Source organism: Salmonella sp. JXY0409-18 (assembly GCF_020268625.1).
GTDB lineage: Bacteria > Pseudomonadota > Gammaproteobacteria > Enterobacterales > Enterobacteriaceae > Salmonella > Salmonella enterica.
Map to the genome: position 1 here is coordinate 3,730,741 of NZ_CP084216.1, position 13,541 is coordinate 3,744,281.

The following is a 13,541-nucleotide window of genomic DNA, read 5'->3' on the forward strand; positions in this document are numbered from 1 at the left end:
TGCAAAGTGTTAAAAAAATATCTTCCGCTTTTACTCCTGTGCGCGGCGCCTGCTTTCGCCAAATCCGTTCTCACCGTCTATACCTACGACTCGTTCGCCGCCGACTGGGGGCCAGGCCCGGCGGTGAAAAAAGCGTTTGAAGCCGATTGCAACTGCGAGCTGAAACTGGTGGCGCTGGAGGATGGCGTTTCGCTGCTCAACCGCCTGCGGATGGAGGGGAAGAACAGCAAAGCCGATGTGGTGTTGGGGCTGGACAATAATCTGCTGGAAGCGGCCACGCAAACTAAACTTTTTGCCAAAAGCGGCGTGGCGAATGAGGCGGTCAAGGTGCCCGGCGGCTGGAAAAACGACACATTTGTGCCGTTCGATTACGGCTATTTCGCCTTTGTCTACGATAAAAGCAAACTGAAAAATCCGCCGAAAAGCCTGAAAGAACTGGTCGAGAGCGATCAAAAATGGCGGGTGATTTATCAGGACCCGCGTACCAGTACGCCAGGGCTGGGGCTGTTACTGTGGATGCGCAAAGTCTATGGCGATAACGCGCCGCAGGCCTGGCAAAAACTGACGGCCAAAACGGTGACGGTGACGAAAGGCTGGAGCGAGGCCTACGGTTTATTTCTGAAAGGTGAAAGCGATTTGGTGCTCAGTTACACCACCTCTCCGGCGTATCACATTATTGAAGAGAAGAAGGACAATTACGCCGCCGCGAACTTCAGCGAAGGCCATTACTTACAGGTAGAAGTCGCGGCGCGTACCGTCGCCAGTAAGCAGCCGGAACTGGCGGAGAAATTCCTCAAATTTATGGTTTCTCCGGCGTTTCAGAACGCCATACCCACCGGCAACTGGATGTACCCGGTAGCGGACGTCGCCTTACCCGCAGGGTTTGAATCATTGGCCAAACCCGCCACAACGCTGGAATTCACGCCGCAACAAGTGGCATCACAACGCCAGGCATGGATTAGCGAATGGCAACGCGCCGTCAGCCGTTAATTCCCGGCTGGCTGATTCCGGGGCTGTGCGCCGCCGCGCTGATGATAACCGTCTCGCTGGCGGCCTTTCTGGCGCTTTGGCTGAACGCGCCGTCGGGCGCGTGGTCGACAATCTGGCGGGATAGCTACCTGTGGCATGTGGTGCGCTTCTCATTCTGGCAGGCGTTTCTGTCCGCAGTGCTGTCTGTGGTCCCGGCGGTTTTTCTCGCCCGCGCGCTTTATCGACGCCGTTTTCCTGGACGTCTGGCGCTGCTGCGTCTGTGCGCCATGACGCTGATTCTGCCGGTACTGGTTGCCGTGTTCGGCATTCTTAGCGTGTATGGCCGTCAGGGCTGGCTGGCCTCGCTGTGGCAGATGCTGGGGCTTCAGTGGACATTCTCCCCCTACGGCTTGCAGGGCATTTTACTGGCGCACGTCTTTTTTAACCTGCCAATGGCGAGCCGTTTGTTGCTGCAATCGTTGGAAAGCATTCCCGGCGAGCAGCGCCAGCTCGCCGCCCAGCTCGGTATGCGCGGCTGGCATTTTTTCCGTTTTGTCGAATGGCCGTGGCTGCGCCGCCAAATTCCGCCCGTCGCGGCGCTGATTTTTATGCTCTGCTTCGCCAGTTTCGCAACGGTTCTGTCGCTCGGCGGCGGCCCGCAGGCCACCACTATCGAACTGGCTATCTTTCAGGCGCTTAGTTATGACTACGATCCCGCCCGCGCGGCGATGCTGGCATTAATCCAGATGGTCTGCTGCCTGGCGCTGGTACTGCTAAGCCAACGGCTGAGCAAAGCGATTGCGCCGGGGATGACGCTGACGCAGGGTTGGCGCGATCCTGACGATCGTCTCCACAGCCGTCTGACGGACGCCTTATTAATCGTGCTGGCGCTGCTGCTGCTGCTTCCGCCGCTGGTCGCCGTGGTGGTCGATGGCGTCAACCGCAGCCTGCCGGAGGTGCTGGCGCAACCCATTCTGTGGCAGGCTGTCTGGACATCGCTACGCATTGCGCTGGCGGCGGGCGTTCTGTGTGTGGTGCTGACCATGATGCTGCTGTGGAGTAGCCGCGAGCTACGCCAACGCCAGCAACTATTCGCCGGACAAACGCTGGAACTCAGCGGGATGTTGATCCTCGCGATGCCGGGGATCGTGCTGGCGACAGGCTTCTTTTTACTGCTCAATAGCAGCGTTGGCTTACCGGAATCCGCCGACGGCATCGTGATTTTCACCAATGCGCTGATGGCAATCCCCTACGCGCTAAAAGTCCTGGAAAACCCAATGCGCGATATTACCGCCCGTTATGGAATGCTGTGCCAGTCATTAGGAATTGAAGGCTGGTCGCGGTTAAAGGTCGTGGAACTGCGGGCGCTGAAACGTCCGCTGGCGCAGGCGCTGGCGTTTGCCTGCGTACTTTCTATCGGTGATTTTGGCGTCGTCGCGCTTTTCGGCAATGACAATTTCCGCACGCTGCCGTTTTATCTGTATCAGCAGATCGGCTCCTACCGCAGCCAGGACGGCGCGGTGACCGCACTGATACTGCTGCTGCTCTGCTTTACATTATTTACCCTCATAGAGAAACTACCGGGCCGACATGCTAAAACTGATTGATATCACCTGGCTTTACCATCATTTGCCGATGCGTTTTACGCTGGCGGTAGAACGCGGCGAGCAGGTGGCGATTCTTGGCCCCAGCGGCGCGGGGAAAAGCACGTTGTTGAATTTAATTGCCGGTTTTCTTGCGCCTGCCAGCGGTACGCTACTGATTGCCGGCGACGATCATACGCTTACGCCGCCCTCACGCCGTCCGGTCTCAATGCTGTTTCAGGAGAATAATTTATTCAGCCACCTGAATGTACAGCAAAATATCGGTCTGGGGCTAAACCCCGGGTTAACGCTCAACGCCAGCCAGCGGGAAAAACGGGACGCTATCGCACGTCAGATGGGCATTGAGAGTCTGATGGCGCGTTTGCCGGGCGAGCTGTCCGGCGGCCAGCGTCAGCGGGTAGCGCTGGCGCGCTGCCTGGTACGTGAACAGCCAGTACTGCTGCTGGATGAACCGTTCTCCGCGCTCGATCCCGCACTGCGTCAGGAGATGCTGACGTTGGTCAGCGATATCTGCCGCGAGCGACAGCTCACGCTGTTGATGGTCTCGCACAGCGTGGAAGATGCGGCGCGAATTGCGCCCCGGTCAATCGTCGTGGCCGACGGACGCATTGCGTGGCAAGGCAAAACAGACGAGCTACTAAGCGGTCAAGCCAGCGCCTCAGCGCTATTGGGCATCAAATCCTATATTTTGTAGGCCGGATAAGGCGAAGCCGCCATCCGGCAAAGGAATCGTTAGTAACCCACAACTTTGCGCAGAATATCGATATATACCGGCATCAGCGGGTGGCGAATCAGCACCACCAGCGCGACCACGCCGATCCCGAGCGTCAACGGCGCCAGATACAGCAAACGGCTGCGGGGGAGATACGCGGTTAAACGATCGACTGCCGCTTTGCCGCTGCGCCACAGCCGCCAGCATAGCCAGCCTCCGACCCACAGCAGCAACGCCGTCGCCAGCAGCAGCCATTTGAAATCTCCGCTCTGCATATCGGAAGGAATATCGATTGCCGCTCCCGCCAGAATGCCCGGCAGGAAATAAAACGGCGGCCACAGCAAACAGCCAATCAAGTTCGGCCCAATAAATTTCGCCACGGGAAGATCCAGCATCCCTGCCACCATCGGCACCAGCGGCCTCGTCGGACCGACAAAACGTCCGACCAGGATCGTGAACATACTGTGCTGATGCAGCGCATGTTCGGTTTTATCCAGCAGCGACTTGTTCTTTTTCATAAAAGACCAGCGGTGTAGCGGCTTTTTAAAGCGCCACCCCAGCCAGAACGAAATCCAGTCGCCCATCAGACAGCCGATAATACCCACCAGCCAGGCATGCCAAAAATTGAGCTCGCCGCTGCCGATAAGCGCGCCCAGCCCCGCCATCAGTACCGTGCCGGGTAAAATCAACCCCACCAGCGCCAGCGATTCCAGGAAGGCGACCAGCAACACGGCGATAAGCGAATACAGAGTGGATTGGGTGATAAAGTGTTCCAGCAGTGCTTGCATAGTGTGTCCGTCAGCGTGATGAAGCAGGGATTCTGCTTACCCCGCCCCCCTTCGTCAAGCCGTCAATTATCCGAATAGTTACGGCTTATGACATCTTTGTGGACACATCATTCACTTTTTATTCACATCCGGCCCTGAACTCGCTAGGACTTGCCCCGGTGCATTTTTTAAATACCCGCGAAAAATAGAGCTGATCGTCAAATCCAACATTGCGCCCAACGGTCGCTATCGGCATTCGCGTGGTGCTAAGCAGGAGTTTCGCCTGGCTGATACGCTGATCTTCGCGCCAACTCAATACGCTAATGCCTAACTGCTGGCGGAACAGATGCGATAACCGGGAGGGCGACAGGCAGACATGCTGGGCGACGCTGGCGATATCAAAATGGCTGTCCGCCAGATGGTCGCTGATATACTGGCAGGCATCGCGCACACGGCTATCCATCGGCGGATGCAACGACTCATTAATTACCGCCATACGTCTGAGCAACAACTGCTCCAGCAGATTGATCGCCAGTAGCTCAGAATAGCGACCTTCCCCTTGCCCGGCGCTGATGATCTGCCCGAACAGTTCGCTGAAATGCGGCTGGCGCGCCTCGTCCGGGCGGAAAAATCCTGTCTGGGCAAAGATTGTCGGCCAGGTCAGCCACTCCTGCCAGTAGGCGCGAGGCCGGAAATAAACCCACTGGTGATACCACTCGCTGGCGTCCGGATGCCGTCCATAGTGATGAATCTCGCCCGGCGGAAACAATAATATATCGCCAGGCCGACAGACAAACTGCTCGCCATTATTATTAATGACGCCCTCTCCGCGGATGGTCAGGTTAAGAATATATCCCTTCATGCCCAACGGACGATCGATAAAAAAATCCAGATATCCATTCGCTTCAATCGGCGTCAGCCCGGCGACCAGATGGGCATTAAATGAATATCCCGGCAATAGCGGATCATTTTGCGTTTCAGCCATGATTTCTCTACCCCCCGATGTTCAGAGAAGAAACAAATTGTCCATATTGACCAGGACGACAGTGCTTACGTCTCCGCAAGACCTTGTGCGTGATGAAAGCACGTATCAACCCCGCTTGTGAAAAGCGCTTTGTAACAAAAGCGTACAGTTCAGGCGATAAAATTAAGTAACAGAAGTGTCTATAACTATGGCTGGAATGTCCACATTGAATATTTGCACAGCGTCACACTTTGCAAAGCATTAGCATTTTTGTCCATAAGATTAGCGAATCCTGCCTGACGGTTTTTGCCGCGACTCTCTACTGTTTCTCCATACCTGTTTTTCTGGATGGAGTAAGACGATGGCAATTGCAATTGGCCTCGATTTTGGCAGTGATTCAGTGCGCGCTCTGGCAGTGGACTGCGCCACCGGCGACGAGATCGCCACCAGTGTAGAGTGGTATCCGCGCTGGCAAGAAGGCCGTTATTGCGACGGCCCGAACAACCAGTTCCGTCATCATCCGCGCGACTACATGGAGTCAATGGAGGCCGCGCTGAAAGCCGTTCTGGCACAACTAAGCGCCGCGCAACGCGCAAATGTCGTTGGCATTGGCGTTGACAGCACCGGTTCTACGCCAGCGCCGATTGACGCCGACGGTAACGTCCTGGCGCTGCGTCCGGAGTTCGCCGAGAACCCGAATGCGATGTTTGTACTGTGGAAAGATCACACCGCCGTGGAAGAAGCCGACGAAATCACTCGTCTGTGCCATAAGCCAGGTAAGGTCGACTACTCCCGCTATATTGGCGGCATTTACTCCAGCGAATGGTTCTGGGCGAAGATTCTGCACGTCACCCGTCAGGATAGCGCCGTCGCGCAGGCCGCCGTCTCGTGGATTGAGCTGTGTGACTGGGTGCCGGCGCTGCTTTCCGGCACCACTCGCCCGCAGGATATCCGCCGTGGCCGCTGCAGCGCCGGGCACAAAACGCTGTGGCATGAAAGCTGGGGCGGCCTGCCACCCGCGAGCTTCTTTGATGAACTCGATCCGTGCATTAACCGTCATCTGCGCTACCCGTTATTTAGCGAAACCTTCACCGCCGATCTGCCCGTGGGCACCCTGTGCGCCGAATGGGCGCAGCGCCTCGGCTTGCCGGAAAGCGTAGTGATTTCCGGCGGCGCGTTCGACTGTCACATGGGCGCGGTCGGCGCGGGCGCGCAGCCCAATACGCTGGTAAAAGTCATCGGCACGTCTACCTGCGACATTCTGATTGCGGATAAACAGAGCGTCGGGGATCGCGCCGTGAAAGGCATTTGCGGTCAGGTTGATGGCAGCGTGGTGCCGAACTTTATCGGTCTGGAAGCGGGCCAGTCCGCTTTCGGCGACATCTACGCCTGGTTTAGCCGCGTGTTGAGCTGGCCGCTGGAGCAACTTGCCGCGCAGCACCCGGAACTGAAAACCCAGATTAACGCCAGCCAGAAGCAGCTACTGCCAGCGCTCACCGACGCCTGGGCGAAAAATCCGTCCCTGGATCACCTGCCGGTGGTGCTCGACTGGTTTAACGGTCGCCGCACGCCAAACGCTAATCAGCGTCTGAAAGGCGTCATTACCGATCTCAATCTCGCCACCGACGCGCCAGCGCTGTTTGGCGGTCTGGTCGCTTCGACCGCCTTCGGCGCGCGCGCCATTCAGGAGTGTTTTACCGATCAGGGTATCGCGGTCAATAACGTGATGGCGCTTGGCGGCATCGCCCGTAAAAATCAGGTCATTATGCAGGTCTGCTGCGACGTACTGAATCGTCCGTTGCAGATCGTCGCTTCCGACCAGTGTTGCGCATTAGGCGCCGCTATCTTTGCCGCCGTCGCTGCGAAAGTCCATGCCGATATTCCTGCCGCCCAGCAAAGCATGGCAAGCGCGGTAGAACGCACTCTGCGTCCCCGCCCTGAACAGGCGCAACGCCTCGAACAGCTTTACCGCCGCTACCAGCAGTGGGCGCTAAGCGCAGAACAACATTATCTTCCGACTGCCGCGCCGGCGCCAACGACCCCGGCCAATCAGGCAATCCTGACTCATTAAGGACACGACAATGACGATTTTTGATAATTATGAAGTATGGTTTGTGATTGGCAGCCAGCATTTGTATGGCGCAGAAACCCTGCGTCAGGTCACTCAACATGCCGAGCATGTGGTCAACGCGCTGAATACCGAAGCCAAACTGCCATGTAAACTGGTATTAAAACCGCTGGGCACCTCGCCGGATGAGATTACCGCCATTTGTCGTGACGCCAATTATGACGATCGCTGCGCGGGGCTGGTGGTCTGGCTGCACACCTTCTCCCCGGCCAAAATGTGGATCAACGGGCTGAGTATCCTTAACAAACCACTACTGCAATTCCATACCCAATTTAACGCCGCCCTGCCGTGGGACAGCATCGATATGGACTTTATGAACCTGAACCAGACTGCGCACGGCGGCCGCGAGTTCGGCTTCATCGGTGCGCGGATGCGTCAGCAGCACGCGGTCGTCACTGGCCACTGGCAGGATAAAGAGGCCCATACGCGTATCGGCGCCTGGATGCGCCAGGCGGTCTCTAAACAGGATACCCGCCAGCTAAAAGTCTGCCGCTTCGGCGACAATATGCGTGAAGTCGCAGTGACTGACGGTGATAAAGTGGCCGCGCAAATCAAATTTGGCTTTTCGGTCAATACCTGGGCGGTCGGCGATCTGGTGCAGGTGGTGAACTCCATCAGCGACGGCGATATCAACGCTCTGATTGACGAATATGAAAGCAGCTATACCCTGACGCCCGCCACCCGGATCCACGGCGATAAACGCCAGAACGTGCGGGAAGCGGCGCGCATTGAACTCGGTATGAAGCGTTTCCTGGAACAGGGCGGCTTCCACGCATTCACTACTACCTTTGAAGATTTACACGGTCTGAAACAGCTTCCGGGTCTGGCCGTACAGCGTCTGATGCAACAGGGCTACGGCTTTGCGGGCGAAGGCGACTGGAAAACCGCCGCTCTGCTTCGCATTATGAAAGTGATGTCAACCGGTCTGCAGGGCGGCACCTCATTTATGGAGGATTACACCTACCACTTCGAGAAAGGCAACGATCTGGTGCTCGGCTCGCACATGCTGGAGGTGTGTCCGTCCATCGCGGTGGAAGAGAAACCGATCCTCGACGTCCAGCACCTCGGCATTGGCGGTAAGGAAGATCCGGCGCGTTTGATTTTCAATACCCAAACCGGCCCGGCGATCGTCGCCAGCCTGATCGACCTCGGCGATCGTTATCGCCTGCTGGTCAACTGCATTGACACCGTAAAAACGCCGCACTCCCTGCCGAAACTGCCGGTGGCTAACGCGCTGTGGAAGGCGCAGCCGGATCTGCCGACCGCCTCCGAAGCGTGGATTCTGGCTGGCGGCGCGCACCATACCGTCTTCAGCCACGCGCTGGATCTGAACGATATGCGCCAGTTCGCAGAAATACACGATATCGAAATCGCGGTAATTGATAACGATACCCGTCTGCCGGCCTTTAAGGACGCGCTGCGCTGGAATGAAGTGTATTACGGGTTCAAACGTTAATTGGTGAAACGGATTGCCCGGCGGCACTGCATTTACCGGGCCTACGGTCCTGTAGGCCGAATAAGGCATTTGTGTTGCCATCAGGCACACCGTCGCTCGTAGGCCGGATAAGCGAAGCGCCATCCGGCAGGGAGAAAACAATGTTAGAAGATCTCAAACGCCAGGTACTGGAAGCCAATCTGGCGCTGCCAAAACACAACCTGGTCACCCTCACCTGGGGTAACGTCAGCGCCGTCGATCGCGAACGCGGCGTACTGGTGATTAAGCCGTCCGGCGTCGATTATAGCGTCATGACCGCTGACGATATGGTGGTGGTCAGCCTGGAGACCGGTGAAGTCGTTGAAAGTCATAAGAAACCGTCGTCCGATACGCCAACCCACCGTTTGTTATATCAGGCATTTCCGACTATCGGCGGCATCGTACACACCCATTCGCGCCACGCGACTATCTGGGCGCAGGCGGGTCAGCCGATTCCGGCGACGGGAACCACCCATGCCGACTATTTCTACGGTACGATTCCCTGCACTCGCAAAATGACCGAAGCGGAAATTAATGGCGAGTATGAATGGGAAACGGGCAATGTCATTGTTGAAACCTTTGAAAAACAAGGTATTGACGCCGCTCAAATGCCCGGCGTGCTTGTCCATTCGCACGGCCCGTTTGCCTGGGGTAAAAATGCCGAGGATGCAGTGCATAACGCCATCGTGCTGGAAGAAGTGGCCTATATGGGGATCTTCTGCCGCCAGCTTGCGCCGCAGTTGCCCGATATGCAGCAATCCCTTCTGGATAAACACTATCTACGCAAACACGGCGCAAAAGCCTATTACGGGCAGTAATGTCTCTAAAAACGCGTCCCATTGGGGGCGCGTTGATGAGTCTGGTCGGTGATATATTCAGCAAATGCGCTTTGATAGACGTAATTATCAGAACTCACATATTCAATAATATTATCATAATGTCCCTGCAACACTTTTCCTTCCAGCGCATGGAAGAAAATATAATCTTCGATTGTTGACTGCCAGCGTTGCCCATTTAACAGATAGTTAATAATGGTATCCCGATGTCCGTTTTTTCTGTCGTGTCCTTGCCAGTGAAAAAAAGCATTGCCGTTTTCAATAATTTCGGTACGCCAAATCTGATCTGTCCATGTTTTATACTCAAAAAATCGACTCACGGTTTTTATAGAAGGGTTAGCGCGTTGAGTATTGACGAAAAGATAATGGTCGTTCCCTACCGGACACGCCTGCATATTCACATTCATAAAAGATAATTCCCGAATACCACACATTTTGATAAAAACACCCGCACCTGAAAGTCAAAATAAAATTATATTCTAAAATAAAAATTAAATTATGCAGAGAGTTCCCGACGAATTCGCACTGTAATCCATTTTTATTTAACCATAGCGGCCAATTGAAATATTATATCTCTACCTGACGGCGCGGATGTTTCAAATGAAATTCTTACACTTTTCATTAATTAAAACAAACAAAAAATATCGCTTTTTTGTTAATCCGAGAAATAAGTAACAGATTCAAGCAAGCACTATTCTGAAAAATACTTAATGTATGGAAACAGACTTGACACAAAACAGCCAACCTATGGATAAAAATTGTAAATAAACATGATTCAAAATTAGCAGTTATAGGATAATTATATCAGCTGTCTACACCGACATCATTATATTGATAAATACACGTCAGCAAAAATATCTGACGCTAAAAGTTCTTTTATCGTTAAAATATTCATTACACCCGTCACGGGGAACGAACTCATTCATGAAATATCGCTACATCACCAGAATCGCGGCAGGCATAATTCTCATTATGGCCACGGTGTTTATCAATAACGCTATCGCTATTTATCAGTTCAGTCAGCAAGACCAGACGTGCGTAGCTGACTGCGCGATTGTCGCAGGAGCAGGCGTTAGCGGAAAAACGCCTTCTCCCGTTTTTCAGGCCAGACTGGATCATGCCATCTGGCTTTACCAACAACACATTGTCCGCGCGTTGGTATTAACCGGCGGCTACGGCGCTGGCGCAACGGTTTCCGACGCGGCGATAGCCCGTCAATACGTTCTGGAAAAAGGCATTCCGGCTAAGGCGATTTTTATTGAAGAGCGCTCTACCGTGACGCGCGAAAATATTCGTTACGCAAAACAGATACAGCGGCAACAACAATGGCGCACAGCGTTACTGGTCAGCGATCCGCTGCATATGCTGCGTCTGAAAACTATCGCTCAGGATAATGGTATCGATAGCCGCTCATCACCCACGCGATCCACCCGCTATAAATCCTGGTGGGCGAAAACCCGCTTCTTACTGCGAGAAACTTTTTATTACAGCGGATATCGGCTTTTACGTTATATGCCTGTACAAAATAACAGTATTACCCCCTAAAACAGGTTATAATTAGCGTGAATTTTTTAGACAGGTAATCATCGTGGCGCAGGCAGGTTTCATTTTAACCCGGCACTGGCGGGATACGCCGCAAGGAACGGAGGTCTCTTTCTGGCTGGCGACAGACAACGGCCCTGTGCAGGCGACGCTGGCGCCGCAGGAGTCCGTGGCGTTTATTCCGACCAGCCAGACCTCCCGCGCCGCCTCGCTGCTACAGGCGGAAAAAGACTATCGCCTGACGCCGCTCCAGCTGCGAGACTTTCATCGTCAGCCGGTATCCGGTCTGTATTGCCGCACTCACCGCCAGCTTATGCGGATGGAGAAACTGCTGCGCGAAAACGGCGTCACCGTTTATGAAGCGGATGTACGCCCGCCGGAACGTTACCTGATGGAACGTTTTATTACGTCGCCCGTTTGGGTAGACGGCGAGATGCGCAACGGCGTTATCCGCAATGCGCGTCTTAAACCCCACCCCGACTATCGACCGCCGCTAAAATGGGTCTCGCTGGATATCGAAACCACGCGACACGGCGAACTGTATTGCATTGGTCTGGAAGGCTGCGGCCAGCGTACCGTTTATATGCTGGGCCCGGCGAATGGCGATGACCGCCAACTGGACTTCGAGCTTGTGTATGTCGCCAGCCGCCCGCAGCTGCTGGAAAAACTCAACGCCTGGTTTGCCGAACATGATCCCGACGTCATCATCGGCTGGAACGTGGTGCAGTTCGACCTGCGTATGCTGCAAAAACATGCCGAACGCTACCGTATCCCTTTACGGCTGGGGCGAGACAATAGCGAACTGGAGTGGCGCGAACATGGCTTCAAAAACGGCGTTTTTTTCGCCCAGGCCAGAGGGCGAGTCATTATCGATGGTATCGACGCGCTTAAATCCGCGTTCTGGAATTTTTCGTCTTTTTCGCTGGAAGCCGTCTCGCAGGAACTGCTCGGCGAAGGAAAATCCATTGATAATCCCTGGGATCGTATGGATGAGATCGATCGCCGCTTTGCCCAGGATAAACCCGCCCTCGCCACCTACAACCTGAAAGACTGCGAGCTGGTCACGCGCATTTTCCATAAAACCGAGATCATGCCGTTTTTGCTGGAACGCGCGACGATCAACGGCCTGCCGGTCGATCGCCACGGCGGTTCGGTCGCCGCATTTGGGCATCTTTACTTTCCGCGAATGCACCGCGCCGGCTATGTCGCGCCCAATCTCGGCGAAGTGCCGCCGCTGGCAAGTCCCGGCGGCTACGTAATGGATTCACAACCCGGATTATACGATTCAGTACTGGTGCTGGATTATAAAAGCCTGTACCCGTCGATTATCCGCACGTTTTTGATTGATCCCGTCGGGCTGGTCGAAGGCATGGCGCAGCCGGATCCGGAACACAGTACCGAAGGTTTCCTTGACGCCTGGTTTTCACGAGAAAAGCACTGCCTGCCGGAAATTGTTAGCCAAATCTGGCACGGGCGCGATGAAGCCAAACGTCAGGGTAATAAACCGCTCTCGCAGGCGCTTAAAATCATTATGAACGCCTTTTATGGCGTACTCGGCACCACGGCCTGTCGCTTTTTCGATCCCCGTCTGGCGTCGTCAATCACCATGCGCGGCCATGCGATTATGCGCCAGACCAAAGCGCTGATTGAGGCGCAGGGTTATAACGTAATTTATGGCGATACCGATTCCACTTTCGTCTGGCTCCGGCGCGCGCATTCAGAAGCCGACGCGGCGGAAATCGGGCACAGGCTGGTGCGTCACGTGAACGAATGGTGGGCGCAGACGTTACAACAGCAAAATTTGACCAGCGCGCTGGAGCTGGAGTTTGAAACCCACTTTTGCCGTTTTCTGATGCCGACCATCCGCGGCGCGGATACTGGCAGTAAAAAACGCTACGCGGGCCTGATTCAGGAAGGCGACAGTCAGCGCATGGTATTTAAAGGTCTGGAAACGGTGCGGACCGACTGGACGCCGCTGGCGCAGCGCTTTCAACAGGAGCTGTATCTGCGCGTTTTTCGCAATGAACCTTATCAAGACTATGTGCGCGAGACTATTGATAAACTGATGGCGGGCGAACTGGACGCGCAGCTGGTTTATCGCAAGCGTCTGCGTCGCCCTTTACATGAGTACCAACGTAACATCCCGCCGCACGTTCGCGCCGCCCGGTTGGCGGATGAACAAAACCTGAAGCGGGGTCGTCCGGCGCAGTATCAGAATCGCGGCGCCATAAAATATGTCTGGACTGTTAACGGCCCCGAGCCCGTGGATTACCAGCAGTCGCCGCTGGATTACGAACACTATCTTACCCGCCAGCTACAACCCGTGGCGGAAGGAATTCTTCCCTTCGTTGAAGATAATTTTGCTACACTACTGACCGGGCAACTGGGGCTATTTTGACGCGTGACGAAAGCGCCGCCTTCCAGTACCATAGCGCCCTTTCCATTCCTGGACCTAATTAACGCCACTACCACATTAGCCTGGTAGCGGGGTCGTATACTCGCAATTATCCAGTGCTGTCGCCTGGGAATGGCGAGTAATGCCTGC

Annotated in this window: 11 protein-coding genes; 8 read left to right on the plus strand and 3 right to left on the minus strand. The window is 55.0% G+C overall.

Going from position 1 to position 13,541, the window contains the following annotated elements:
• The first annotated feature begins 6 nt into the window (after positions 1–6).
• From thiB to thiQ, 3 genes are read left to right on the plus strand one after another with little or no spacing between them, the layout of a single operon-like run.
• Positions 7–990 (plus strand): thiamine ABC transporter substrate binding subunit, encoded by a 984-nt coding sequence (thiB, locus tag LDB27_RS18215; protein ID WP_000915336.1) that lies wholly within the window; start codon positions 7–9, stop codon positions 988–990.
• The gene (thiP, locus tag LDB27_RS18220) at positions 966–2,576 is read left to right on the plus strand and encodes a thiamine/thiamine pyrophosphate ABC transporter permease ThiP (RefSeq protein ID WP_000235636.1); all 1,611 of its coding nucleotides are present in this window, start codon (positions 966–968) and stop codon (positions 2,574–2,576) included. Before thiB ends, thiP begins: the two co-directional genes overlap by 25 nt.
• On the plus strand, positions 2,560–3,267 hold the full coding sequence (gene thiQ / locus LDB27_RS18225; protein ID WP_000915967.1) for a thiamine ABC transporter ATP-binding protein ThiQ: 708 nt from the start codon (positions 2,560–2,562) through the stop codon (positions 3,265–3,267). The genes thiP and thiQ overlap by 17 nt, the downstream gene beginning before the upstream one ends.
• A 38-nt stretch (positions 3,268–3,305) precedes the next feature.
• Here the strand turns inward: thiQ and LDB27_RS18230 are convergent, their stop codons facing one another.
• Together LDB27_RS18230 and araC are read right to left on the minus strand one after the other, a co-directional pair.
• Positions 3,306–4,073 (minus strand): DedA family protein, encoded by a 768-nt coding sequence (locus LDB27_RS18230; RefSeq protein WP_001148370.1) that lies wholly within the window; start codon positions 4,071–4,073, stop codon positions 3,306–3,308.
• A gap of 118 nt (positions 4,074–4,191) precedes the next feature.
• Positions 4,192–5,037 (minus strand): arabinose operon transcriptional regulator AraC, encoded by an 846-nt coding sequence (araC, locus tag LDB27_RS18235; protein ID WP_000852387.1) that lies wholly within the window; start codon positions 5,035–5,037, stop codon positions 4,192–4,194.
• Positions 5,038–5,377: 340 nt separating this feature from the next.
• Here araC and araB point away from each other — a divergent pair, with 340 nt between their 5' ends.
• The 3 genes from araB (at position 5,378) to araD (ending at position 9,436) form a co-directional block, all read left to right on the plus strand.
• Positions 5,378–7,087, plus strand: coding sequence for a ribulokinase (gene araB / locus LDB27_RS18240; RefSeq protein ID WP_000951817.1), 1,710 nt, complete (start codon positions 5,378–5,380; stop codon positions 7,085–7,087).
• Between the two features lie 10 nt (positions 7,088–7,097).
• Positions 7,098–8,600: an L-arabinose isomerase gene (gene araA, locus LDB27_RS18245; protein WP_000151701.1), complete on the plus strand. Its 1,503-nt coding sequence runs from the start codon at positions 7,098–7,100 to the stop codon at positions 8,598–8,600.
• A 140-nt stretch (positions 8,601–8,740) separates the two neighbouring features.
• Positions 8,741–9,436: an L-ribulose-5-phosphate 4-epimerase gene (araD, locus tag LDB27_RS18250; protein WP_000888688.1), complete on the plus strand. Its 696-nt coding sequence runs from the start codon at positions 8,741–8,743 to the stop codon at positions 9,434–9,436.
• Between the two features lie 5 nt (positions 9,437–9,441).
• On the opposite strand, the gene LDB27_RS18255 is transcribed toward araD, so the two are convergent.
• Positions 9,442–9,861, minus strand: a complete 420-nt coding sequence (locus tag LDB27_RS18255; RefSeq protein ID WP_001102193.1) for a DUF4751 family protein — start codon at positions 9,859–9,861, stop codon at positions 9,442–9,444.
• A 517-nt stretch (positions 9,862–10,378) separates the two neighbouring features.
• Here LDB27_RS18255 and LDB27_RS18260 point away from each other — a divergent pair.
• Together LDB27_RS18260 and polB are read left to right on the plus strand one after the other, a co-directional pair.
• The gene (locus LDB27_RS18260; protein ID WP_000877521.1) at positions 10,379–10,999 is read left to right on the plus strand and encodes a YdcF family protein; all 621 of its coding nucleotides are present in this window, start codon (positions 10,379–10,381) and stop codon (positions 10,997–10,999) included.
• A gap of 43 nt (positions 11,000–11,042) precedes the next feature.
• A complete protein-coding gene (gene polB, locus LDB27_RS18265) occupies positions 11,043–13,394 on the plus strand; it encodes a DNA polymerase II (protein WP_000035717.1) in 2,352 nt (783 codons plus the stop codon).
• Positions 13,395–13,541: the final 147 nt, after the last annotated feature.